30 protein-coding genes are annotated in these 24,828 nt (G+C 31.6%); 10 read left to right on the top strand and 20 right to left on the bottom strand.

Annotated elements, in window-relative coordinates; genetic code table 11:
• Positions 1-100 precede the first annotated feature (100 nt).
• On the top strand, positions 101-751 hold the full coding sequence (locus HA145_RS06800; protein ID WP_209128440.1) for a hypothetical protein: 651 nt from the start codon (positions 101-103) through the stop codon (positions 749-751).
• 242 nt (positions 752-993) lie between these two features.
• Here HA145_RS06800 and rsmI read toward each other — a convergent pair whose 3' ends face one another.
• Complete coding sequence (gene rsmI / locus HA145_RS06795) at positions 994-1,857, bottom strand: 16S rRNA (cytidine(1402)-2'-O)-methyltransferase (protein WP_209128439.1); 864 nt, start codon at positions 1,855-1,857, stop codon at positions 994-996.
• Positions 1,858-1,860: 3 nt separating this feature from the next.
• On the opposite strand from rsmI, the gene HA145_RS06790 reads away from it, so the two are divergent.
• Positions 1,861-2,763 (top strand): 3'(2'),5'-bisphosphate nucleotidase CysQ, encoded by a 903-nt coding sequence (locus HA145_RS06790; RefSeq protein ID WP_209128438.1) that lies wholly within the window; start codon positions 1,861-1,863, stop codon positions 2,761-2,763.
• On the opposite strand, the gene HA145_RS06785 is transcribed toward HA145_RS06790, so the two are convergent.
• From HA145_RS06785 to sppA, 12 genes are all read right to left on the bottom strand, one after another.
• On the bottom strand, positions 2,760-4,925 hold the full coding sequence (locus HA145_RS06785) for a polyribonucleotide nucleotidyltransferase (RefSeq protein ID WP_209128437.1): 2,166 nt from the start codon (positions 4,923-4,925) through the stop codon (positions 2,760-2,762). The two genes, HA145_RS06790 and HA145_RS06785, sit on opposite strands and share 4 nt — an antisense overlap.
• A 184-nt stretch (positions 4,926-5,109) precedes the next feature.
• Positions 5,110-5,412 carry a 30S ribosomal protein S14 gene (gene rpsN, locus HA145_RS06780; protein WP_012008067.1) on the bottom strand — a complete coding sequence of 101 codons (303 nt, stop codon included), beginning with the start codon at positions 5,410-5,412 and terminating at the stop codon, positions 5,110-5,112.
• 59 nt (positions 5,413-5,471) lie between these two features.
• Positions 5,472-6,551 (bottom strand): RIP metalloprotease RseP, encoded by a 1,080-nt coding sequence (gene rseP, locus HA145_RS06775; RefSeq protein WP_209128436.1) that lies wholly within the window; start codon positions 6,549-6,551, stop codon positions 5,472-5,474.
• A 9-nt stretch (positions 6,552-6,560) separates the two neighbouring features.
• Entirely contained in the window at positions 6,561-7,838 is a 1,278-nt protein-coding gene (gene serS, locus HA145_RS06770) for a serine--tRNA ligase (protein WP_209128435.1), read from the bottom strand.
• A gap of 124 nt (positions 7,839-7,962) precedes the next feature.
• Positions 7,963-9,429: an AAA family ATPase gene (locus HA145_RS06765; protein ID WP_209128434.1), complete on the bottom strand. Its 1,467-nt coding sequence runs from the start codon at positions 9,427-9,429 to the stop codon at positions 7,963-7,965.
• A 15-nt stretch (positions 9,430-9,444) separates the two neighbouring features.
• The gene (gene yidC / locus HA145_RS06760) at positions 9,445-10,587 is read right to left on the bottom strand and encodes a membrane protein insertase YidC (RefSeq protein WP_209128433.1); all 1,143 of its coding nucleotides are present in this window, start codon (positions 10,585-10,587) and stop codon (positions 9,445-9,447) included.
• Positions 10,588-10,659: 72 nt separating this feature from the next.
• Complete coding sequence (locus tag HA145_RS06755) at positions 10,660-11,073, bottom strand: PH domain-containing protein (protein WP_209128432.1); 414 nt, start codon at positions 11,071-11,073, stop codon at positions 10,660-10,662.
• Positions 11,070-11,456 (bottom strand): ribonuclease P protein component, encoded by a 387-nt coding sequence (gene rnpA / locus HA145_RS06750; RefSeq protein WP_209128431.1) that lies wholly within the window; start codon positions 11,454-11,456, stop codon positions 11,070-11,072. Before rnpA ends, HA145_RS06755 begins: the two co-directional genes overlap by 4 nt.
• Before the next feature lie 13 nt (positions 11,457-11,469).
• Complete coding sequence (gene rpmH / locus HA145_RS06745) at positions 11,470-11,607, bottom strand: 50S ribosomal protein L34 (protein ID WP_002808184.1); 138 nt, start codon at positions 11,605-11,607, stop codon at positions 11,470-11,472.
• A 30-nt stretch (positions 11,608-11,637) separates the two neighbouring features.
• Positions 11,638-12,216 (bottom strand): DUF2808 domain-containing protein, encoded by a 579-nt coding sequence (locus HA145_RS06740; protein ID WP_209128430.1) that lies wholly within the window; start codon positions 12,214-12,216, stop codon positions 11,638-11,640.
• 70 nt (positions 12,217-12,286) lie between these two features.
• Positions 12,287-12,658, bottom strand: coding sequence for a chorismate mutase (gene aroH / locus HA145_RS06735; protein WP_209128429.1), 372 nt, complete (start codon positions 12,656-12,658; stop codon positions 12,287-12,289).
• Between the two features lie 9 nt (positions 12,659-12,667).
• Positions 12,668-13,477: a signal peptide peptidase SppA gene (sppA, locus tag HA145_RS06730; RefSeq protein ID WP_209128428.1), complete on the bottom strand. Its 810-nt coding sequence runs from the start codon at positions 13,475-13,477 to the stop codon at positions 12,668-12,670.
• A gap of 52 nt (positions 13,478-13,529) precedes the next feature.
• Here sppA and HA145_RS06725 point away from each other — a divergent pair, with 52 nt between their 5' ends.
• Genes HA145_RS06725 through HA145_RS06715 form a run of 3 tightly spaced genes read left to right on the top strand, consistent with a single transcriptional unit; the run spans position 13,530 to position 17,407 of the window.
• Entirely contained in the window at positions 13,530-14,471 is a 942-nt protein-coding gene (locus HA145_RS06725) for a DMT family transporter (RefSeq protein ID WP_209128427.1), read from the top strand.
• A 29-nt stretch (positions 14,472-14,500) separates the two neighbouring features.
• Positions 14,501-15,577 (top strand): glycosyltransferase family 4 protein, encoded by a 1,077-nt coding sequence (locus HA145_RS06720; protein ID WP_209128426.1) that lies wholly within the window; start codon positions 14,501-14,503, stop codon positions 15,575-15,577.
• 24 nt (positions 15,578-15,601) lie between these two features.
• A complete protein-coding gene (locus HA145_RS06715) occupies positions 15,602-17,407 on the top strand; it encodes an ArnT family glycosyltransferase (RefSeq protein ID WP_209128425.1) in 1,806 nt (601 codons plus the stop codon).
• Here HA145_RS06715 and HA145_RS06710 read toward each other — a convergent pair.
• From HA145_RS06710 to HA145_RS06690, 5 genes are all read right to left on the bottom strand, one after another.
• The gene (locus HA145_RS06710; RefSeq protein WP_209128424.1) at positions 17,404-17,655 is read right to left on the bottom strand and encodes a CopG family transcriptional regulator; all 252 of its coding nucleotides are present in this window, start codon (positions 17,653-17,655) and stop codon (positions 17,404-17,406) included. The genes HA145_RS06715 and HA145_RS06710 overlap by 4 nt on opposite strands.
• 94 nt (positions 17,656-17,749) lie before the next feature.
• Positions 17,750-18,535: an AEC family transporter gene (locus tag HA145_RS06705; protein ID WP_209128423.1), complete on the bottom strand. Its 786-nt coding sequence runs from the start codon at positions 18,533-18,535 to the stop codon at positions 17,750-17,752.
• 203 nt (positions 18,536-18,738) lie between these two features.
• Positions 18,739-18,963: a hypothetical protein gene (locus HA145_RS06700; protein WP_209128422.1), complete on the bottom strand. Its 225-nt coding sequence runs from the start codon at positions 18,961-18,963 to the stop codon at positions 18,739-18,741.
• Positions 18,964-19,042: 79 nt separating this feature from the next.
• Positions 19,043-19,300: a SemiSWEET family sugar transporter gene (locus HA145_RS06695; protein WP_209128421.1), complete on the bottom strand. Its 258-nt coding sequence runs from the start codon at positions 19,298-19,300 to the stop codon at positions 19,043-19,045.
• Positions 19,301-19,318: 18 nt separating this feature from the next.
• Complete coding sequence (locus HA145_RS06690) at positions 19,319-20,053, bottom strand: AhpC/TSA family protein (protein ID WP_209128420.1); 735 nt, start codon at positions 20,051-20,053, stop codon at positions 19,319-19,321.
• A 141-nt stretch (positions 20,054-20,194) separates the two neighbouring features.
• Between HA145_RS06690 and fldA the strand changes: the two genes are divergently transcribed.
• The 3 genes from fldA to HA145_RS06675 all read left to right on the top strand — a co-directional run bounded on the left by fldA (position 20,195) and on the right by HA145_RS06675 (position 22,656).
• Positions 20,195-20,719: a flavodoxin FldA gene (fldA, locus tag HA145_RS06685; RefSeq protein WP_011818786.1), complete on the top strand. Its 525-nt coding sequence runs from the start codon at positions 20,195-20,197 to the stop codon at positions 20,717-20,719.
• A 148-nt stretch (positions 20,720-20,867) separates the two neighbouring features.
• Positions 20,868-21,926 (top strand): chlorophyll a/b binding light-harvesting protein, encoded by a 1,059-nt coding sequence (locus HA145_RS06680; protein ID WP_209128419.1) that lies wholly within the window; start codon positions 20,868-20,870, stop codon positions 21,924-21,926.
• A 76-nt stretch (positions 21,927-22,002) separates the two neighbouring features.
• Positions 22,003-22,656, top strand: a complete 654-nt coding sequence (locus tag HA145_RS06675; RefSeq protein WP_209128418.1) for a DUF3386 domain-containing protein — start codon at positions 22,003-22,005, stop codon at positions 22,654-22,656.
• A gap of 7 nt (positions 22,657-22,663) precedes the next feature.
• On the opposite strand, the gene HA145_RS06670 is transcribed toward HA145_RS06675, so the two are convergent.
• Together HA145_RS06670 and HA145_RS06665 are read right to left on the bottom strand one after the other, a co-directional pair.
• On the bottom strand, positions 22,664-22,909 hold the full coding sequence (locus tag HA145_RS06670; RefSeq protein ID WP_002807817.1) for a hypothetical protein: 246 nt from the start codon (positions 22,907-22,909) through the stop codon (positions 22,664-22,666).
• Between the two features lie 110 nt (positions 22,910-23,019).
• Entirely contained in the window at positions 23,020-23,658 is a 639-nt protein-coding gene (locus HA145_RS06665) for a methyltransferase domain-containing protein (RefSeq protein WP_209128417.1), read from the bottom strand.
• 327 nt (positions 23,659-23,985) lie between these two features.
• Here HA145_RS06665 and HA145_RS06660 point away from each other — a divergent pair, with 327 nt between their 5' ends.
• Together HA145_RS06660 and HA145_RS06655 are read left to right on the top strand one after the other, a co-directional pair.
• Positions 23,986-24,318, top strand: coding sequence for a phenylpyruvate tautomerase MIF-related protein (locus HA145_RS06660; protein WP_209128416.1), 333 nt, complete (start codon positions 23,986-23,988; stop codon positions 24,316-24,318).
• 23 nt (positions 24,319-24,341) lie between these two features.
• Positions 24,342-24,728: a DUF1824 family protein gene (locus HA145_RS06655; protein ID WP_209128415.1), complete on the top strand. Its 387-nt coding sequence runs from the start codon at positions 24,342-24,344 to the stop codon at positions 24,726-24,728.
• The last annotated feature ends 100 nt before the right edge of the window (positions 24,729-24,828 follow it).

Genomic DNA, 24,828 nt, shown 5'->3' with positions numbered 1-24,828 from the left:
TAAGATAAGTTTTTTAAAAGTTTTTAACCAGCTAAAAATATTTGAATTATATAAATTTCTTTTAAAGATATATTATAGGATTAATTAACATTAAAATATTTTGGCAAAAAAACTTTCAGAAGATCAAAAGAAAGAAATAACAAAAAGCTTTACCAAAGGTATAAGTCTTGATGAGTTATCAGAAACTTATAATTTTTCAAAACTTACTATCTCAAGGAATTTAAAGAAAATACTTGGAGAACAAATTTATAAGGATTTAATTAAAACTAATAGATCAAATAAAAAGTTTTTTGATAAAAAGAAAGAGAACCAAGAATTGGTAATTCAAGAAGTTGCTGATAATGTTAGAACTAACAATGAATTTAATATCGGATCAAATGATCAAACATCATTTGTTGAAATTATTCCTTTAGATTATGAAATAGATAATCAAAATCAAAAAGATTTATCCTCTATTCCTGTGTCAGAGATTAATTTCCCAAAAGTTATTTACATGATTGTGGATAATAAAACAGAATTAGAGGTTAAAATTTTAAATGATTACCCTGAATGGAATTTCTTATCAAAAGAGGATTTGAATAGAAAAACTCTAAGAATATATGATGATCAGAAAAATGCAAAAAGAGATTGTAATAAAGAACAAAAAGTGATAAAGGTCCCGAATCCCGATGTATTAAAAATTGTCGCCCCTTTATTAAGATCTCGAGGGATATCTCGGATAGTTAGTCCTGATAAATTAATTGCTCTTTAGTGATTTTTATTATCAAGTGGAGTAATTAGTTGCCCTAACATAGTACCTGTTATAAAGCTTGTTCCAATGATGAAACTTAGAGGTAATTCAATTGTTTCATCTATTAATAAATTTACTCTTTCTTTAGTTGAGCTATTTTGAATAACTATGATTAATATTAAAAATAAAAAAGTATTTAAAAAAAAATTTAAAAATAACCTCTTGAAATTATACAAATTTTGCTTGCAAACTCATTATTTATTTTAATGCAAATTATAAATTATGCTTTTTTTAAGATTTTTCTTTTTTGCTAAATAACTTGAAGCGGCAGATAAACTTAGACCTGCAGTTATTAATTCATTTAACTCTTTTTTTAAAACAAATTCATTAATTTTTGAATTTTTTAATTTATTTCTAGCCTTAATAACTACTGTTATTTCCCCAATTATTTCTCTTCCTCTAAAAGTTTCTATTAAACCGTAAATATTGTCATAAATATTCTCTTCAAATTTTTTTGTTAATTCTCTAGAAACTTGTATTTCTCTGTCTCCGCCACAAAATTCTTTTAATTCTTCTAAAAGTCTATTTAGTCGATGAGGGGATTCAAATAAGACTGTTGTTTTTTCACTTTCACAAATTTTAAAAAGAATTTTTTCCCTTTCATTCTTTTTTTTTGGTAAGAATCCTTCAAAGTTAAAACTTGAAGAGGCCATCCCACTTGAAACAAGAGCTGTTAAAGCAGCAGATGGCCCAGGAATGCAAATAACATCAATCCCATTAGATTTTACATTTTTGACAAGATCCTCTCCAGGGTCACAAATTATTGGCATACCTGCATCACTAACCAAAGCTATAGATTTACCTTCTTTAAGATCATTTATTAATTTAGGAATTTTTTTACAAGAGTTATGGTCGTTAAAACTAATTAATTTATTTTTAATTCCTAATTTATTCATTAACTTAATAGTTTGCCTTGTATCCTCACATGCAATTAAAGAAACGTTTTTAAGTATTTTGATTGCTCTTAAGGAGATATCATCTAGATTACCTATAGGTGTACCAACGAGATAAAGAACACTATTTTCAGGTTCTTGGTTTCTATGAGACAATGAAGTTTTCGTACTCATTTCGTGCTTAAATTACCATTCGGCGTAAATATAAATAGTCTTATTGATGATATAAGGACTTTAAGTTGGGAAGCTGCAGATATCATGCTTTATTATTCTAATCTATTAAAAGATTTAGATAACAAAGATAAAATTTTACAAAATAAAAATAACGATGATCCAGTAACAATAGCTGATTTAAAAGTTAATGAGTTAATTATTCAAGGAATTAGTGAAAAGTATAGTAATGTATCTTGGGGAATTTTGAGCGAGGAAAATGCAAAGCTAGAATCGTTTAAATTAGATAAAAGTTCAGATTGGCTTTGGGTCCTTGACCCTCTAGATGGGACGAAAGATTTTGTCGATGGGACAAATGACTATGCAATGCATCTTGCTTTAAATTATAACCAGAAGCCTATTCTTGGCATTATTTTGATTCCAGAACGAGAAGAATTATGGATTGCGTATGATAATAAAGTTTGGTGTGAAAAAAGAAATGGTTCAAAGAAAAAAACATTTATTCAAAATGATAAAAAACTTGTAGATATGACTTTAGTTACCAGTAAAAATCATAGAAATAATATATTGGAAAATTTAATAGAAAAAATTGGTTTTAAAAAAAGAATCATAATGGGAAGTATAGGGTGTAAGTTGGCTTCTATTGTTAGAGGAGAAAGTGATTTATATATTACATCTACTGTGTCCGGAGGAAGTTCTCCAAAAGATTGGGACTTTGCAGCACCAGAAGCGATTTTAAATGCAGCTGGAGGAGCGATTACAAATGTGTATAATCAGAATCTATCTTATGGAAATCCAAATTTTGAACAAAGAGGAATATTAGTCGCTTCAAATAATATCAGTAAGCATAAAAGTTTATGCCTAGAGATAAAAAGAATTATTGATAAATATAATATTTGCTCTCTTTAATTTAGAGGAGCCACTGGAGTTGGAGTTGGTTCAGGGTAAGACATTCCTCCATTTTGGGCTACGCCTCTCAGTGTTAGGTTAATTCTACCTCTGCTATCAATTTCTCGAACTCTTACTGTGACGTCATCACCTTGTCTGACTACATCCTCAACTCTCTCTACTCTTGCTTCAGATAATTGAGAAATATGAACCATTCCCTCTTTCCCTGGAAGAATTTCAACAAATGCTCCTATTGGGATGATTCTAGTTACGACTCCAGAAAAGATTTCTCCTTCATGAACTTTCCTTGTTAATCCTTCAATTATCTTTTGAGCTTCTTCTGCAGCAGCACCATCATGGGAAGCAATAGTAACGATTCCTCCATCTTCGATATCTATTTTTGTATTAGTTCTTTCTGTAATACCTTTAATTGTTCTTCCTCCTGGGCCAATAACTGTTCCAATAAGCTCAGGATCAATTCTGAAGCTTAAAAGTCTTGGGGCATGAGGAGATAGGGATTCTTGAGGTTTATCAATAGCTTCCTGCATTTTTTCTAAGATATGTAACCTTGCAGGACGGGCTTTTTTAATAGCATCAGAAATTACATTTACTGGTAAGCCAGTGATTTTCATATCCATTTGCAAAGCTGTTATCCCTTTTTCAGTACCAGCTACCTTAAAGTCCATATCTCCTAGGAAATCTTCAATTCCTTGAATATCGGTAAGAATTCGAACTTCCTTTTCTTCTTTAATTAATCCCATAGCGGTACCACTAACAAGCGCTTTTAAAGGCACTCCTGCATCAAGAAGTGAAAGAGTGCTTCCGCAGACTGATCCCATAGAAGTTGATCCATTAGAACTTAATACTTCACTAACTACTCTAAGTACGTATGGGAATTTCTCTTTCCCAGGGAGTACAGGTATTAATGCTCTTTCTGCCAAGGCTCCATGCCCTATCTCCCTTCTTCCTGGAGTTCTCATTGGCCTAGTCTCACCAACAGAAAATGGAGGGAAATTGTAGTGATGCAAATAAGTTTTTTCTGTGCTTGGGTTTAGATCATCCATTTCTTGAGCATCACTAGGTGTCCCTAGTGTGGTAGTAGATAAAACCTGAGTTAAACCCCTTTGAAATAAGGCTGAACCATGAACTCTTTTTGGAAGGATTCCTGCACTTGCAGAAATTTTTCTTACTTCATCTAATGTTCTTCCATCAACTCTTTTGCCATCATTAATGATTTGTGATCTCATTAATTTCTTTATAAGTTTTTTAAAATCGGAACTTAATAACTTTTCATTTTCGGAAAGTAGAACTTTTAATTGGTTGTCATCTTTCAAAGATTCAATTTTACTTTGAGTTTCAACTTTTATTTTGTCTAGTTCAAGATCTCTTTCCTCTTTTGACAGATCAAATTTCTTTAAAACTAACTCAATGGCTTTTGTACAATTCTTCTCTAAATAAGAAGGTAATGTTTTATCTTCTTCTGGTAAAGATGGTTTTATCTGTTTAATACCTAAGTCTTTTAGTAAATCTTCTTGAGATTTAATAAGTTCAGTAACAGCTTCGTAACCAAAATCTATAGCTTCAATAGTATCTTGCTCGGATAATTCATTAGCCCCAGCCTCGATCATTACAATCCCATCAGGAGAACCTGCTACAACAATGTCTAAATCACCTTTTTCTATTTCTCTGTAGCTTGGATTTAGAATGAAATCATCACCTATTAGTCCAACTCTAACAGCTGCCATTGGACCATAAAATGGAATTTCACCAAGCAATGTTGCTATTGATGCTCCAGTAACAGCAAGAACATCTGCAGGAACTCTCTCATCAAGAGAAAGGCAAGAGGCAACTATTTGAATTTCATCTCTCATCCACGAAGGGAAAAGAGGCCTCATTGGTCTATCAATCAATCTTGAGATTAAAGTCGCTCTTTCTGGTGGACGACCTTCTCTTCTCATGAAACCGCCTGGAATTCTACCAGCAGCATATAGTTTTTCCTCATAATCACAAATTAGAGGTAGAAAGTCAGCGGCTTCTTTTTTGGTAGTTTTTGTAGCTGTAACTAATAAAGATGTGTCTCCACACTCGATCATTACTGATCCACTTGCTTGAGGAGCATATAGTCCTGTAGTTAGTCGTATCTCTCGTCCGTCAAACGTGATCGACTTATTTTGTCCTTCCACTTTTTAAATTATAAATCTATACATAATTTATTCTTACATTTTTTAGGGACATATTGAGTAAAATATTTAAATAAGGTGTAAATTTTTTAAAAACAAAGTAATAAATTAAGCTTAAATCATAAATTATTTTTTTTTTAAAGGAAATAAGTTAAAGAAATTAATTAAAAGTGATTAAAGCTAAAAATTACCAACTGGATTTAACAACGCCAGGTAGTTCACCATTATGAGCTCTTTGCCTTAATTGGTTTCTACATAACCCAAAATCTCTATAAACCCCTCTTGGTTTGCCAGTAGCCCAACACCTGTTTCTAACTCGGTTTGGAGCTGAATTTCTTGGTAGACCCTGAATTTTTCTATGAATTTCTAACCTTTCCATAGGATCTTTAGCGGCATTAAATTCGTCTAATAAAGATTTTCTTTTTGCAGCATATTTTTTCACAAGTTTTTTGCGTTTCACCTCTCTCGCAATCATGGACTTTTTCGCCATCGAATAATAACTGAATTTGTTTTATTTTAACAGCTGGACTGGCAAATCTCGAAATTTAATTATTGGTTTAGTAATCTTTGTACAATTAAAAGTTGGCTAGTGTCTCTAATTATAAGAAGAACACTTAAGCCAACTAAGAGGAAAAAACTTGATTGAGTAACAGCCATTTGTACTTTGACAGGAACTGGTTTGCCCCTAAATCCTTCAATAAGAGTGAAAACAAGTTGTCCTCCATCTAATAATGGTAAAGGCAAAGAATTGAGAACTGCTAAATTAATAGAAATTAAAGCAGCAAATAATAATATCCCTGTTCCTCCTTGTTCTGATAATTGTGCTCCGATTTCAACTATTTTTACTGGGCCGCTTAATTGTTGAGCAGTAGAAGCAAAATTTGTTATTAACCCTTTGTAGCCTTGAATTGTTTTTATTAAAAGCGATGTAAACTCGTTGTTGGAGTATTTAATAATTTCGAAGAAATTTTTTGTTTTTTTTGTTTCTTTTCTAAGATTTGGCTGTAATTGAGCACCTATTGTACCTTTGCCATTGATATTTTTTGGTACCAAGGTTATTTCTTTAAATACTCCATCTCTATCAATTTCTAGTGAAATTGGTTTTTCTGATGAGTTCTGTATGTTCTCTACTAAAGTAGAAACAGCTTGATCTCCAATACCTAAAGGATTGGTTTCAATTTTTATGATTTTATCTCCCGCCTGTAGACCAGCTATGGAAGCAGCCTTATCAGGCTGGGTAGCCAAAACTAAGATACCTGGTTCAGGATCAAAGGGGATCCCAATAGTTGTTACATTTAAAACTAATATAGTGTAGGCAAGAATCAAATTAGCGAATACCCCAGCTGAAATCACAATAACTCTTTGAATTATTGGTCTATTCTTTAGGAGATTTGGATCTTTAGGGTCAATATTATTTATTTCTTCATCAGGAAAGGAAACAAATCCTCCTAAAGGGAAGGCCCTAAATGAATAAGTGATATTTTTGTATTTTTTTTTAATTATTGAAGGTCCAAATCCTATGGAAAATCCATCAACGTAGATTCCTTGCAAAATCGCGGCTAGGAAATGACCCATCTCGTGAAAAAAAATAAGAAATCCTAGAACTGTTATTGAGGTTAAAACATTCATTTATTTATACTAAGCAGTTTTTATGAAATTTGAACCAAAATATGGAACTAGAGCATTTGGAACCTTAACACTTCCATCTGGTTGTTGACCGTTTTCAAGAATAGCAGCCATGGTTCTTCCAATTGCTAGGCCACTTCCATTTAAGGTATGTATATACGTATTCTTTTTATCAATTTTTGTCCTTATGGATGATCTGCGAGCTTGAAAGTCTAGACAATTGCTGCAACTTGAAATTTCTCTATAACTTTTACTACTTGGAAGCCAGACTTCAAGATCAAACGTTCTACTAGATGAAAAACCTAAGTCTCCAGTACAAATATCTACTAACCTATAGGGTAGGTTGAGCTTTTGTAAAATGCTTTCTGCATCAAGAGTGATCTTTTTATGAGCCTCTAAAGAATTACTTGGATCGCAAAACCAATAAAGTTCCACCTTATTAAATTGATGGAGTCTAATTAATCCTTTAGTATCCCTCCCATAACTTCCAGCTTCTCTCCTGAAACATGGGCTATATGCAACATACTTAATAGGCAATTGCTTTGGATCAATAAGCTCATTTCTATGAAAAGCAGTTATGGGAACTTCAGCTGTTGGAGAAAGCCATAAATCGTCATTTGAACACTTAAAACTTTCATTTGAGAATTTTGGTAATTGTCCAGAACCCTTAAGGCTTTCAGAATTTACTAAAGCTGGGGGCATTAATTCTAAATAACCATTTTTTGTATGCATATCGAGCATAAAATTTATTAAGGCTCTCTCTAACCTGGCGCCATTTCCAATAAGGGTAATAAAACGACTTTTTGAAATTTTTGTTGATTTTATAGTGTCAAAAAGATTAAGACTTTCTCCAATTTCCCAGTGAGATTTAAGACTCTCTTTTATTAAAGGATCTCCCCAAGTTTTTATTTGCACATTATCACTTTCATCTTTTCCAATAGGGGCATCTTTACTAGGAAAATTTGGCAAATTATTAATCTCATCATCTACTTTTTTATCCAATATTCTTTGCTTTTCTTCGAGTTCAGAAATTTTGATTCTGTATTCATTTCCTCTTTTCTTTAAATCATTTATTTCTTGTGAAGTAGTTTTTTTTGATTTCCCAATAACTTGTCCGATTAATTTGCTTAATTTTTTACTCTCGGATTGAAGGCACGATATTTCTATATCAATTTCTTTTTTTTGGACTGTTAATTTGTGAATCTCTGAAATGTTATACACCTTTCCTCTTGAGGATAAATTCTCCTCAACAGAAGTTGGATTTTCTCTTATTAATTTTTGATCTAACACTCTTTTTTTTTTATACCTTAATTAAGATAGTTAATCCCAATTCATTATTTGGGATTTTTGATGAAAAATTAACTTAATTAATGATTTCTTACTTATGCAGTATTTTTATTTAATTTAATTTTAATTATGATGCTGAACGAGCCCTCCCTGTAGATGACCATTCTTTTAGTAGATCAATTTGCTCTTTAGCCGTTCTGGATAAGGGCACTAATTCAGAAACTGCCTTTATTAAATCTTTTTCCATAAGCTCTCTATTTTCAGAGAATGAAATGTGCATCCCCTCTATAACAGCTTGTTCAAGTTCTGCGCCAGAGAATCCATCTGTTCTGTCCACAATCGTAGAGAGAGGGAAATTGTAACTTGGCCTTCTTTTTTTTAAGTGCAAATCAAGGATGCTTAATCTTTCTTTTGAATTTGGCAAATCAAGAAAAAATATTTCATCAAATCTACCTTTCCTTAATAATTCAGCAGGAAGCTTATCTATAGCATTAGCAGTAGCAATTACGAATACAGCGGATTCTTTTTCGGCCATCCAAGTTAATAAACTTGCTAAAACCCTCTGACTTGTCCCTCCATCACTTCTGGCATCGCCACCAAAACCTTTATCAATCTCATCGATCCAAAGGATGCAGGGAGACATGGCCTCAGCTCTTGATATTGTTTCTCTTGTTCTTGCCTCACTTGAACCAACAAGACTAGAAAATAGTCTTCCTACATCTAACCTAAGAAGTGGCATCGACCAACTTTTGGAAATTGATTTTGCAGTAAGTGATTTCCCTGTTCCTTGAGCTCCAACAAGCAAGACTCCCTTAGGAATTGGTAGTCCATAGTCTCTTGCTTCCTTAGAAAAAGCCCTAAATCTTTGATTAAGCCAAACTTTTAAAACATTTAAACCACCAATATCATCTTGACTTGACTTGGCTTCAAAGAATTCTAAAATTTCACTTCGGGCGATAACTTGTTTTTTTTCTTCAAGAATATCTTTAATATCCTTTTTACTTATTTTTCCTCTTTGAGCAAGAGCCTTAGCAGTGACTTGCTTTACTTTTATTTCGGTTAATCCACTTGAAGCTATAGAAAGTTCGTTCAAGTCTTGTTCCTCAAGATCTGAATTGGTATTAATAGCAATTTTTTTTATTAGATTTTTCAGTTCTTTTTGATCAGGTAAAGGTAAGTTGATTATTGTCATCAATTCATCCAGATCTTCTGATGATGGAAAGAGATGGGAACTAATAATTAAATTATGACTAGTTTGCTTAAGCTCTGAAGATAGTTCTTTAATAGTTCTATTAATGGATGGATCATCATAAAATTTATGAAAATCCTTTACTAATAAAACTGTTGAAACTTCAGGACTTTGCCTTCTCAGCCAGTCAAGTACTCCTAGGGGGTTGTTAGAAAATTTTCCATCTTCATTAACTAATCCTTTAATACCGTTTACACAATCCCAGCAAACGAATCTTTTTATATTTAATCTTTCACAAGAAAAATTAATTAACTTTTCTAATCTTTCCTCTTCTTTAGTCCTTATCCATATTAATGAAGTTCTTGATTTTATAAGTAATTCTAAATTTTTACACCAAGAATTCATTATTTGAGATTGAGGCTATTTTTTACTGTTAGGTTCAAAAGGCAGTCTTTTCTCTGAGATAGTTGAAGCAGAAGTTGTTATTACTTCATCTTTTGCCAATAATTGTTGGTCCAAAATTTTCTGAAGATTATCAGGAAGAGCTTCTTTATTAAGAAGGAAGGTCTGAAATGCCTGAAATATATTAGCAACAACCATATATAGTAATACGCCTGCTGGAAGAGGGAAAAACAAAAACATTCCAGTTATCATGACAGGTGTGATTTTGTTAGCGGTAGATTGCTGAGGGTTTGCAGGCATCCCCTGACTAGACAAAACTTGAGAGAGAAGTAGGGTTAATCCAAAAGCACCAACTAATGTAGCAATATCCCAGTTGATAGATCCATCAACATAAAAACCAACTTGTCCAAGAGCTTTAATAAAAAGAAAACCACTTTTTGCCGCTAGACCTGGGATTTTTGCTTCAATTGTTGCATCCCCTGGTTTAATTGCAGTTACTGTACCGTCTTGGGAAATTTTTAGATTTTCTGATCCTTTTGAAACCTTCCAAGTAGGAAGAAATTTTGATCCATTATCGTATTTGGATAAAACTTCTGAGTAGCTAGTACCATTTGTTGTTTGCAAATTTATTTTTATTGATTCTTCTGTCCCTAATTTTGTACCGTTAGGTATAGTCGCTATGACAGGGAAATGGGATTTTTCCGTTATAAATATTGAGTGTCTTGGAGATTTATAAGGTTTTGGATCAATAGCTGCAACTTGCTCCTGTGGAACAACCTTTAAGTTTATGTTATAAGGTACATCAGCGAAAGGCGAACCTCTTAATGTTGCGAATAATGCAAATAGAACAGGCATCTGTACTATTAAAGGCAGACAACCAGCGAGGGGGCTGCCAAACTCATTCATTAGTTTTCCTAATTCTTCTTGCTGTTTCTTTGGATCACCTGAGAACTTAGATTTAATTTCTGCTTGTTTTTTTTGCATTACTGGTTGGGCAATCTTCATCCTTCTTGCACTTCTTATGGAACCAGCGCTTAATGGGAAAAGTGCAATTCTTATTACAACTGTTAATGCAACAATTGCTAAACCATAACTTGGAACTAAACCGTAGAAAAAGTCTAGGATCGGGATAAGTAGTTTTTCAGAAATGAACCCTATCACGATATTAAAAAGAGTGTAATTTTATTAGACATTTCATTTTACAGGAAAAAAAGGTTTTTGTAATTAATTTATTTAGGATTTAGTAGCAAATCCTTCTACCTCTTTAAAATTAAGAGATTGTGATCTTTTGATTATATTTTCTTCAATAAATTTTTGCTTTTCTCTGAATAGTGGTAATGATTTCATTTCAACCTTTGATCCATCGTTAAGTATAAGGACCATATCACCATATGATCCAAATCCTCTTGGAATGGATCTAATTTCTTCTATGTTGCTTAATGATACTTGAGTTTTGTTTTTGCCAAACCATCCACCATCTATAGTAATTCTCTTATTTGTGATTCTATACCTTAACCACAATGCTCTGACTATTGCAGCGAAGGTAAATGGCAAACCAAGAATAGTTATCCCCGCTAAAAGATTTATGATTAAATCACTTTTTGCAGGACCACCTTCGTAAAAGGTTTCTTCACTCATATTATTCATTTTATTAGATTAGATTTGAACATTAAATTTTGAAATTCCTCCAAAAGTCTATTTTTATCATCGCAGGAATTTCCAACTTTAAGGTTAACAAGTAACCAATAAGGTTTGTGAGTATTAATTTTTTGAATGTTTGTTAATAGCCACTCTTGCAAGATTCTTCTCACTTTATTTCTTACTACAGCTTTTTTTGAAAATTTTTTACTAATGGCAATTGCTACTCTCAAATTATTTGATGAATTTGTGAGTTTATGAGATAAGAGTATTTCTGGATTTGATATTGCTAACTTAAAAGTCATTAAATTCCCATGTAATTTTGTGGAATTTTTATGAATATAATTAAAAGTCCGATGACCTTTTAAGCGCATACTTTTAGGTAGGGCCATTTAAATTTAAAAATTAAACCGCTATTCTTTCTCTACCTTTTTGTCTTCTACTTTTAATAACTCTTCTACCAGTATGAGAACGCATTCTTACTCTAAAACCAGATACACGTTTTCTTTTTCTTGAAGTTCCGCCAAAAGTTCTTTTAGTCATTTTTTTAATTACCCGTAATTAATCTATCACTTAATCTATCACTATAGTCCAGCTTCCTAAATAAGTTGAAACTGATTCCCCTTTTGGTTGACCATATGAATGGAATTGATAGAGGCCTGATTTTTTTGGATTAAAGACTTTTAAGAGAATTGCATAACTTTCTTTATTTGAGGGAATTGGGCTATAGGGGTATATGTTTACTGAACGTAAGGATGATTCATCAGTATTAATTTCAATATCAGCTGGAATATCTTCTAAGCATTTAGTACGACTTTCAAAACCTCCAATTCTTACCTTACATAAACTTATTTTTTCTTTTTTTAATGTTGACTTAAAGGGTTTCGGGATGGCCAGATTTATTTTTAAAAGATCAGTTTGTCTATCAGATGGTTTCAAGAAAAAATATATTTTATTTCTAAATCCTTTTCTTCCATCTCTTTGAAGCCACTTTAACCTTCTGAAGCCAGAGTCTTGGTTCCATTGAAATTCTAAACCTGCCTTAGCATCTTGGATAATATTGAAAATTGGCGTTGAGAATAAAATTGCTGGAATAAGGAGAAATTTTAAAGTTTTAAAATTTAATGCAGTTTTCTTAGTTTTTTTTAACATTGATTAATTAATTTAAAGGGATCGATTAAGCCTATACAAACTTATTAAGGGTTTAATAATTTTACCAAGGTTAACATCTATCTGGCCTTAATTTTGAAGCACCCCTTAAATAAGGATGTTTGACAGGATAATTTGGAGGTAATAAAACTTGAGCCATTATTCTTATACAAAAATCGACATCATTAAAAACATACATTTGTTGACAATCTAGAAATGCTACTGAATCTAGTCCATTAAATCTCCTCGCAATTGAAGCAGGGAAACATGCATCCAAATCTTTTGTTGAAGTGAATGTTATAGATAATATGTTTGTCTTTATTAAATTGTTGCGTAAAATTAATTCATCCATTAATTCCACCACAGCAACTTCTATTTCCTTAACGGAATTCCCAGATGCAGTTGTCGCTCCTCGAATAAATGTAGTTTTATAATCAACTTGCATTCTATTTTTTTAGGGCTTATATAACCAAAGTATTTTATTAGAAGAATCTAGCTCAAACAAGATATTATTGATAACTTTTTCAATAATTCTACTTCCAGGGATTAGTCCAAGAATCTTCTTTTTTTTCTTTCCAAATGTCAAGGGTTCAATTTTAGGATCAATTTTAACCATTTTTGCTGCAAGTAGCCTTGCATCAACCTCATCTCCAACTTCATCAACGAGTCCTAATTCTTTCGCTTGCGTCCCTGTAAAAATCCTTCCGTCGGCAAATTTCTTTACTTCTTGAACAGGTAAATTTCTTCCTTCAGCAACAGCTTCGGTAAATTGTTTGTAGCTTTCATCTATAAGCCCTTGAAGAAGTTCTCTACCTTCTTCGCTTAGAGCTTTATCTGGAGAAAGTATATCTTTAAATACACCGCTTTTGACAGTCTCAAATTTTATCCCAACTTTATCTAATAATTCAGATAAATTATTACCTCTTATAATCACACCAATAGATCCTGTAATTGTTCCAGGATTAGCAACTATTTTGTCAGATGCTACACCAATGTAAACACCTCCAGAAGCTGATATGTTCCCAAAACTTGCAATAACTTTACATCCTTTATCTTTTAATCTTTTAATAGCAGAGTATATTTCTTGGCTATCCCCAACAGTACCTCCTGGCGAATCAATTCTCACGATTAAAGCAGGAAATTCTCTATCCTCAATTTGTTTAAGAGCTTTAAGGACAGAAACTCTTGTTGAACTTGTAATCGGCTCATCAATTACAATACGAGCCATTCTTTTTTTTGACTTTCGTCTAAAAGGCCAAATCATTCTTTTAAAGTAAATTCATAAAACTACTTTAAAAAGATTATCAGCAGACCTAATGAATTCAATCCTAAATTGGTTTTTAATGATACTCCCTTTTGCACTTTGGGGTACTTCTATGGCGGCTATGACTCCCTTAGTATCTAGTGCTGGACCAGAGTTTGTGGCTTCTTTAAGATTACTCCCTGCAGGAATTCTTGTTCTAATTACAACATATTTGTTAAAAAGAGATCCGAAAATTTATAGGTGCGATTTGAAGTGGTTTTTTGTTTTTACAATTGTAGATGCTACTTTTTTTCAGTTGTTTTTAACTTATGGGATTGAAAAAACTGGTGCAGGTCTAGGCTCTGTATTGATTGATTCTCAACCGCTTTTGGTAGCTATTTTGGCAAGGGTAATTTTTGGGAATATAATAAATCCAATAGGATGGTTGGGCTTTCTTTTTGGCTTAGGAGGAATAGTATTCTTAGGAGTTCCACAAGAATTTCTAAGCAATTGGTGGTTAATGTCAGATACTTCAATAACTGATGTGTCTTTTAACTTTGGAGAGCTCTGGATGCTTGCAGCTTCTCTTGCTATGGCCCTTGGGACTATTTTAATTAGATTCACCTGTACCAAAAGTGATCCAGTTGCAGTCACAGGTTGGCACATGATTTTAGGGAGCATCCCCTTGATTATTAAACATTGCTTGCAATCAAATTTTCAAATAATTCCAGATTGGTCAATATTTGATTGGGGACTTATGTCATTTGCAAGTATTTTCGGGGGAGCAATAGCTTATGGATTGTTTTTCTACTTTGCTAATAATAAAGAAATAACTGGATTTAGTACTCTTGCATTTTTAACTCCTGTATTTGCTCTTCTGAGTGGAGGCGTTTGGTTAAATGAAAGACTTACTTTTGTTCAATGGATAGGGGTTGTTTTTGTTCTTATCTCGGTATTTTTCGTAAGCCAAAGAAGGTCTCTATGGGAAGATAAATTCACCGACAATACAATTTAAATAGTTTATTAGTTTAAAAAGTCTAAATAATGCGAATAGTTCTGATTAGTACTCCAATAGGTTTTTTGGGAAGCGGCAAAGGTGGAGGCGTTGAATTAACTTTAAACTCCTTGGTTTCAGGCTTGCTTTCTTTGGGACACTCCGTTGAGGTGATAGCACCTAAAAATTCTAAATTATATGAAAGTAATGAAAAAGCAAAATTACATCTCATCGATGGTGAAGATCAAATTAGTTGGCAGCATCAAAATTATAATTCTCCCGTAAGTATCCCAGATAATTCACTTCTAGCTGGCATGCTTGAAAAAGGATTAGATATTGCTAAAAAGGCAGATGTTTTATTAAACATGTCTTATGATTGGTTGCCTATTTGGATGACTTTAAATGTAGAGATACCAATTGCGCACATTATTAGTATGGGTACTGAGAGTTCAGCAATATGTAATTTAATCTCAAAGGTACATTCTAAATTTCCATATAATTTTGCTTTTCATTCAAAAATACAAGCTGATGATTATCCATTTATAAATAAACCAATAATTATTGGTAATGGTTTTAAATTAGATAATTATATTTTTCAAGATTCAGTAAAGGGACCCTTGGGGTGGGTTGGAAGAGTAGCACCAGAGAAAGGTTTAGAGGATGCTGTTTATGTTGCAAAAGAACTTGGCGAAAATCTAAAAGTTTGGGGAGTTAAAGAAGATGAGACCTATGCCTCAAAGATAGAACAATCTTTTCCTAAAGGAACTATAGATTGGAAGGGTTTTTTACCAACTAATGAATTACAAAAAGAACTTGGCAAATGTAGGGTTTTACTAAATACACCTAAGTGGAATGAGGCATATGGGAACGTAGTCGTTGAAGCTTTAGCCTGTGGGGTGCCAGTTGTAGCATATAAAAGGGGTGGACCAAGTGAAATTATTAAACATGGGCAAACAGGGTATCTTGCTGATCCTGATGATAAAAAAAATATGCTTTCCTATGTAAAGATTATTGAAAAAATAAAGCGTAAGAAATGTAGAGAATGGGTAGAAAAAAATGCCTCTACAGATATATTTGCTAACAAGGTTGTGAACTGGCTTAATAAGGTAATCATTGAATATAAATAAATAAATAAATTAATTAATATATTAATGATTTTTCTGAACTCAAAAAAAAGGCTTTTAAACTCAACAATAGTTTTAATTTCAGGAATCATTATATTTATTTTAGGTTTAGGTACTACAGGACTGGTGGATGAAACGCCACCTTTATTTGCAGCTGCGGCAAGGGCAATGAGTGAATCTGGTGATTGGATAACTCCAAAGGTCAATGGAATGTTCCGCTTTGATAAGCCTCCATTAATATATTGGCTAATGGGTTTTTTTTACTCATTACCGAAAAACGAGATCTGGGATAGTTTTGGGACACTCTCAGCAAGACTTCCTTCGGCCTTGGGATCATTATTTTTAATGTTGATGATTGGAGATACTTTGTTTTGTTGGCCACAGAAGAGTGATAGGCAATTCCTCACTCCAATAGTTGCATCATTAGCCTTTGCTTTGTCTCCACTAATAATTATCTGGAGTAGAACTGCGGTGAGTGATGCCCTTTTAACTGGAACCTTAGGGATTAGCCTGCTTTTATTTTGGAGAAGAATGGCAAGTGAAAATAATGACCAATGTATTTCAGCGTGGGTATTTTTAGGTTTTGCAATTTTAACTAAAGGACCAGTTGCATTTGTTCTGGCATTATTGACTATTACATCGTTCTTGTTTAGTCAGAAGAATTGGAAACCGTTGCTCTGTAAAATAAATCCTAAGAAAGGTTTTTTAATAACAATACTTATAAGTGTTCCATGGTACATATTAGAACTCATAAAAGAGGGAAAGCCTTTTTGGGACAATTTTTTTGGTTACCATAATTTTCAAAGATATACCTCAGTTGTAAATAATCATGCAGAACCATTCTGGTTTTTTCTTTACATAATGATATTGGCTTCGTTACCATTCACTCCTTTTTTGTATCACGGGATATTCAAAGCTATTAAGAATTTATTGAAAAGTTCAAAAGAAAGTTGCAATGTCACTGAGACCCTTAATACCTATTCTCTATGTTGGTTAACATCGGTTTTAATTTTCTTTAGCCTTTCTGCTACAAAACTACCAAGCTATTGGCTGCCAGCAATTCCAGCAGCGGCAATCTTAATTAGTAATAGCTTTATAAACTTAAAAAATTCCAGTAAAAGTTATCTATATTTATGGTTTTTTAATATTTTAATTTTGTTTGGTGTTTCAATGGCATTCTTTTTCTCAAATAATTGGTTAAGTTCAATTAATGATCCTGAAATGCCTAATCTTGCGTCTGAACTAATAAGCTCTGGGATAATTTTCAAAGCCAAATTATTCTTTTCTTCATTTACAATTCTTTCATTAATTTTATTTTCTTTAAAATCCAAATATATCCTTCTTTATCTTCAAATTTTACTTTTAATTGGACAATCTTTTTTGATGTTCCCAATTAGAAAATTAGCAGATACTTCAAGACAATTACCCTTAAGGCATATCTCAAAATTAATTTTAGATATTCGAGAGGGGAGGGAAACTTTAGCAATGATCGGGATAAGAAAACCATCATTACATTATTATTCTAGGCAAATAGTTTTTTATGAACCAAACACTGAAGTTGGATTAATTAATCTGTCAGACAGGCTAAATACTGATAGGAGAAAAAATTATGAGGATCAACCCGATTTTGAATACAAAACTCTATTGGTCGTAATAGATGAATACTCCTCCCGCGGGAAGCAATGGTCAAAAATTAATCATCAAAAATTAGGCAAATTTGGGATTTATAATTTATGGCGAATTCAAAAAAGCGATTTAAATAAGTATTCAAAATTTCTAGTGAATAGTGGTTATAAATCTGACTGGAAAAATAGAAAAGTTGAAAAATTTTAACAAAGTCTTTTTTTAAGAAGAGCGTTTTTTAGATCATCAAGGCTGCACTTGCTAGGTATATCGATATTATTCAAATCTTCCATCAATTCGAGATCAATGACAGAATCTTCGGCTAAAAAACTAAAAACTTCATTAATGCTTATTCCCATATCTTGAGCCATCTCTGAGATAAGTCTTAAGGTATCTCTCCTTACAGAAATCCTAAGGTCTAAAGGGATATATTCATTTTCAGGGTTTGCTGACTTCATAACCTAAATCTTAAGACATTATTTAGTTATCAGGATATAATCTTTACAATATTCATTAATCATGCCTTTGAAGAGTGAACTCTTGCGAAATTGCTTAAATAAATAAATTCATAAACAATTTAAATAGAGGAATTGTAATTATTGAAATTAAAGTTGTAGTAAAAAGAATTTTTGAAGCGATTTGTTGTTTTACACCATAAGCCTCTGCCATTAGTATTGTGGATATTGCTGTTGGGGTTCCTGCCTGAATAATTAATGCTGATGATTGATAGAAATTAAAATTTAAAGAGATGGATATAAAAAAAATAATAAAAGGAAGAATAAATAATTTTAATAAAATTGAAAATTTAATTTCTTCATTTAGATCTAAAATCCTTCCCTTTTGATTTGTGATTATTCCAAGTCTTGTTCCCACAATTACTATTGCTAAAGCAATAACTATTCTTGAAGGAATCCAAAGATAATCGCCTAAGATTTCATCTGCTTGGAAAAGATATGCAAGAAGTACACCAATAATCCCTCTCAATGCAGGACTATTTATCAATGCATTTAATAGCCCTTTGATGTTTGGGGTATTATTGCTGTTAGATTTTCCCTGGAGAAAAAAAGGTCCAAATATCCAAGCGAAAAGTGTTGTTCCTAAATCAAATCCAATAGTGAAATTTATAGTTGTTGAGGGTAGAATAGCTAGCGCAATCGGTATTCCAAGAAATGATGTATTACCTATTAGGCCAGCCAGCTGCAATGTGTAATTTGGAAGCCTCTTTTTAAATATTGGGATAATATTTATTAAAGATATTAAAAATCCAATTGCGGAAAATGCTAAAAATGCACTTTTAATTAGGTTTATATCTATTCCTTCCTTTAATAGGAGACCCATTACACTTAATGGAATGCCAAATCTTATTAGAGGTCTTGCAATATATTTTGAAATCTTTGGATTATTTTTCCCGAGAAGAAAACCAAAGAATAAGAAAGGGATAATATTTATGAAAAGAGAGTAGATGGCATTAATTAAATATTTATGTAAGCAATATTAACTTGCCGAAGTGCAGTCAAAAAGTTTTTTGTTTTTTTTAGAATTTAAATTATCTTCCAGATTGCTTTGTCAGGAATTAGAGGAGATTTATATAAATTTTCTGGTTCTTTAGTCAAAACTCTCCAAGTAGGGACCCTACAGGCTACGTAAGCAGGACTTTCTATTAAAACTCCTGGTTTCTCATCAAAAGTACAAGTAAAACCTTCTTTCCAATACCCACCATTATTAAGGCTACCTTTAAACCAAACCCAGCATTTTGAAGTTTTCAAGATCAGCAAATTTTTTTCTATTTTAAACAAGATTTAAATAAATCATAAATTTATTACTTATAAATTTTTTTTACTTGTTTTAGGTTTTTGAAAAATATACTTTGGATATTAGTATCAATAGATTTAAGATCAAGGTAATAAAATTTGCTATCAATATTGGTAATGACGAAATTTTATAACCGTATATAATCCAAGACAAAACACCGATAATAAACATTATTAATGTTGTCAAAGAAACATCATCTGCCTTTTTTGTTTTTAAAGTTTTTATCAATTGAGGTAGAAATGCCGCTGTTGTTAAAATCGCTGCAAAATATCCAAATATATCTACATTCATAATAATATTTTTAAAAAATTATTCTTTAATTGAATCAGATAAAAATCCTAAAGGATCTCTCATGTTTGATGAATATCCAAGAACATCACTTGAAAAAAACTTATAAATAACTTGATTTTGATCATTTAATAAAAAGGAAGCTCCTCTTTGGGGAAGATATTCTTCATTAAGAATATAATCACTCCAATTTTGGATTATTTCATTCATATTGTTTAATCTAAATGTTGCTAATTCAAATGGTCTCAAATAACCATCTCCGAAAACCTGTTTAAAAGAGCTACCTGAAAATTTTAGAAATTTTAAAACGTCAATTTTGTCAAATTCTGAATAGATTTGCTTTGCTTTTCGGTCGCCGGTGTAACCTCTAAAAACTTCTTTTATTGTTTTAAAAGAATTTATTCCTGATAGCATCAAAAGCATATTTATCCATCCTCCTAAACCTATATTTAATCCTCTTGAAACTTCAAGATTGTTATGAATTTTGTTATTAGAAACAACTATTAGATTTTCTTTACGAAAGCCAGTAAATTTACAGAATTTTTCTTTTCCATTTTGGTTTCCAATAGCAATTGCAAAAATATCTAAATTTTTATCTAAATTTTTATCGATAAAACTTTTCAAATTTATTGCATATTCAAAGCTATCAAAATCTCCTAACAAACCAAATAAAATAATTAATTTGAATTTTTTCTGCCCATTAAAGTTGAATTCTTCAACAAGTTTTTTGATGTTATTTTGAAATTTGTCAGTCACGATGTTTTAAATGATTTATAAATTATTCTCAAAAAAAATTTTTTTACCTTGATTAGTATAAAATTTTACGTGAAAAAGTTTTTAAAGAAATTAATTTAACGTTTTTAGATTTTATTATCTTAATGTAAACATTTTGAAGTTATGACTGTAGGAATTTATTACGCAACTACAACTGGAAAAACTGAAGACGTGGCTGATCGTCTTCACAACTTTATCTCTTCAGCAGAGGCTCCTAAAGATGTATCTGATGTGGATGATCTTTCGGAATTTGAAGGTCTTGATGGAATTATCTGTGGGATACCTACTTGGAATACTGGCGCTGATGAAGAAAGATCTGGAACTGCATGGGATTCAATCTTAGAGGATATTGGAGAACTAAGTTTATCAGGAAAAAAAGTTGCAATTTTTGGTTTAGGAGATTCTTCTACCTATACAGAAAACTATTGTGATGCAATGGAAGAACTTCACAGCTACTTCACGAAAGCAGGAGCGGAAATGGTCGGTTACGTAGATAAATCTTCTTATACATTTGATGAGTCTAAAAGTGTTATTGGAGAAAGCTTTTGTGGATTACCTCTTGATGAGGACAGTGAATCTGATTTGACTGATTCACGTTTAGAAACATGGGCTTCTCAGCTTAAAGGCGAAATCCCTTCATTGGCATAATCAATCTTTTACAGATATTACCGCCTAAATTTGTAACATTTGTTCTTTCACGATATGTTTTTTTTACATAAGTAATTAAATGTGTGAAGAACATTTAAAAAACAATAGTGATTAGCAATATGCTCAATTTGCTGTTTACTTAAATCAAGTGTTACAAACTTACGGAAAATCTGATGTCACCTATGACTGGTATGCAGGGAATTCTGGTGTTGTTGGCCGTTCAGGTAAATTCATAGCTGCTCATGCTGCCCATGCAGGTCTAATGATGTTCTGGGCAGGAGCTTTTGGATTATTCGAATTGGCTCGTTATGACTCCAGTATTCCAATGGGTGCACAAAAAGCAATTGTTTTACCTCATCTAGCGGGTATAGGAATTGGCGGTATTGAAAATGGTGTTATTACAGAACCATATGGAATTGTTGTAATTTGCACATTACATCTAATATTCTCAGCAGTGCTGGGTGCTGGGGGATTACTACACTCCAATAAATTTGCAGGCGATCTTGGAGACTATCCAGAAAATAGTAAGCCACAAAAATTTGATTTTGAATGGGATGATCCAGATAAATTAACTTTTATTCTTGGTCATCATCTAATTTTTCTTGGACTTGGAGCAATAATGTTTGTTGAATGGGCTCGTATTCATGGAATTTACGACCCAGCAATAGGATCTACAAGACAAGTTATTTACAATTTAGATATTGCCGCTATCTGGAATCATCAATTTGATTTTTTAAAAATAGATAGTCTGGAAGATGTCATGGGAGGACATGCTTTCTTAGCTTTCCTCGAAATAATTGGAGGAGTTTTCCATATTTGTACTAAACAATTTGGAGAATATACAGAATTTAAAGGAAAAGGATTACTTGGTGCTGAGGCTATTTTGTCATACTCAGTAGTTGGTGTATCTTATATGGCTTTCGTTGCGGCTTTTTGGTGTGCTTCAAACACAACTATATATCCAGTTGATTTATATGGAGAGCCCTTAAAGCTTCAATTTGAATTCGCACCTTATTTTACTGATACGGTAGATTTAGGTTCAGGGGCATATAGCTCAAGAGCTTGGCTTGCTAATACTCATTTTTATTTGGGTTTCTTTTTCTTACAAGGTCATCTTTGGCACGCACTAAGAGCAATGGGATTTGACTTTAAGAAAATTGGTCAAGCTTTTGACAATATTGAAAATACAAAAATTACTCAAAATTAGTTTAATCTAATAAAAAACCTCTCCTCTAACAGGGGGGGTTTTTTTTGTATAATTACTTCACTAATTTAAAAAATTAATGGATAATCTAAAAGAAATTAACTGTAAGGAGATTTTTAGAAAGGCTTATGAAAATCGGTACACCTGGAAGAATGATTTTAATGGTTACCAAGGTAAATGTATTTTTTTGACTAATAATAATACTCAACAAGGTAACTTCTCATTAGGTAAAGACTTTAAACCAAATATTCAAAATATAGAAGATGAGAATATTGTTAAAAGTATTGCTTCTCAGTTATTTGAAGTATGTATACATAGGGTAAAAAGAGAATTCGAAACAGTACACTCAGAAAATAATTTTAATTTACTCAAAAATTCTGAAAGTGGTTTTGAAATGAGTGTTTCAGGTAAGAATAAAGGTGATAAATATAGAGTTAAAAATAACTGTATTAATATGGTCTATAGAAAAATTCATGGAATTATAATTGAAATTTTTGTTGAAGAATTCTTTGATACAGGAATCGGTTTCCTTAGTAAAAAATATAGTAGTCAACAAATTAATCCAGATACACTTGAGACAAATTCCGAAAAATTGGAATACGAGGATGAATTCGTAAATGTAGGAAAAGACGATTATTGGATATTAAAATCGAGGAAAATTAAATATTTAAACCAAAATCAAGAAGAAGAAATACAAAAGTTTGTTTTCGAGGATCTATGTTTATTAAATTAGAATTTTTTTATTCAACCAGCCTAAACCCTTTATCAAGAAGTTTTTGGTAAAGAAGTCTTGCTCTAAAAGCTAGTATTTGTTCTTCATTTTCATTACTAATTACATGAAAATAATTATTATCTAATTTATTTTTGCTAAAGCATACATTTGCTTCACCTAATCTTAAAGTCCAGTTCTCTTCTTTGGCTAAATGTTGATTAGGTCCAAGATCCCAAGGACATTTTTCAGGATATTTTTCTCTTTTAGAACCCATATGATTAAATTCAACTACCCAATATTAGTAACAATTTACAACTATGGCTATAAAAAATAGTTGATAACTTTTTCATAGAGTTGTTGATTAGTGCAATGCAATTTAACACTTTACTCTTTGGTCGCGATTAAACAATAAAATGGGTCTTTATTTAAAAAATTAAAAATATTAAGTGCTGGTTCACTAAACTTTTTGATAATTTTGGGTTCATTAAATCCATTTGAGATTAATACTTTTCTTACGTATTTGACCCTATCTTCTTCAGTAGATGAAGTCCATACGTTAGGAGCTTTATGCCAAAATGCTCTGTTTGAAAAAGCAATAATAAACTTGCCCTGTCTACTTAATATTCTTGCAATTTCTTTGGTTAAATTCTCTGGATATTGTAAATATTGCCAAGCGGCCACCATCAAGCAATAATCAATGCTTTCTTTATCTAACGGAATTTGTTGATTTAAATTAAAATTTTGTATCCAATAAGAATCAAAAATTTTATTTTTTTCAAGTTCTTGTTTGTTTAAACCATGTCCAATAACTTTTTTATATTTTTTCCTTTTAGGTAAATAACTATCCCAACTGGACATTAAATCAAGGACAGTGGAATAATTATCAATTTCTTTTTCATATAAATCTGATAGAGCTTGCCTGAAATTCGCATCTAGATGATAAACAAATTTTGGATCAGAATAAAATTCTTCATCATTACTCTCATCAAGTTTTTTTCTTTGATAATTATTTAAAACTTCCAAAACAACTGATTTACGAACTATATAGCAAATCTAGTAAATTGAAATTCTAATTGCGTATTAAGAATTTATTTTCATTTAATCATATTAAAAATATTCAAAAAAACTAGACATATATTCAAAAAAAGTTAAATTATTAATTAATGGTTTAATAATGATGATTGAGTTCAAAAGGAGCAAAAAAAATAGGTCTAAAAATGCTCTTTTTAATCCCTATAAAAACGGAATAAGTACATATGATATGGCATATCTTTCATCAAAAAAAAATTTAAAAAATAAAACCGTTTATCTAAAAAATGATTCTAAGAAAGATTATCTTGCTGCATAGAGATGCCTTATATTAATGTTTCGACTTCAGCAAAAGTAAATGATAAAAGTAAATTACTTGAAGAAATTTCAATTCTAATTTCATCTTTAACTAACAAATCAAGAAGATTTGTTATGGCAAAAATAGATGATAATTGCCAAATGTATTTTGATGATGAATCACCTTCTTGCTTTTTAGAAATTAAATCAATAGGTTCTCTAAATCCTTCAGAAATGACAAAGCCCATATCCGATTTTGTATATCAGAAAATGGGGGTCCCAATAGATAGGATTTATATTTCTTTTGAAGATGTGCCAGCTTCATTATGGGCTTGGAATGGAAGGACCTTTGGTTAAGAATTTTTTTAGGTATAAAGCTAATGGAAATAAATAAATTATTTGATTTAAATAATTTTAGAACTGCACCTCAATTAAGTGATGGGCAAGCAAAAAAACTTTTAGAGGAATTAGAAGCAAATATTTTTAATGCCGATTGGATAACGATAGGAATAATGGCTCCTAGTGACAATAAAGCTATTGAAGCATTACAAACAATTTCTAAGAAATATTCCTCAATTAAATTTGAGAATCTTGGTCCCCTTCATGCTTATGGAGGAGTTTTTTTAAAAGCTAATCAAAAAACTGGTAATGTTTTTGTTAGATCTGAAAATGGTCTTGGAGAAGGAATTTTAATAACATGTCAGTATGACGAAGGTGCTAAAGAATTTAATACTTTTGGTCCATTGCCATTAGATTTTTTTACATAATTAATTTCTCATTTATTTTTTTTATCAAGGATCTTATTTAATGACAGCTTTTTATCTGATGATATTTTTGAGAAATTGGATTTCAAAATATTTTTTACTT

The organism is Prochlorococcus marinus XMU1411 (genome assembly GCF_017696075.1).
Taxonomy (GTDB): domain Bacteria; phylum Cyanobacteriota; class Cyanobacteriia; order PCC-6307; family Cyanobiaceae; genus Prochlorococcus_A; species Prochlorococcus_A marinus_V.
Note: the sequence above shows the minus strand (reverse complement) of the source record. Positions and strands in the feature narration are given on the sequence as shown.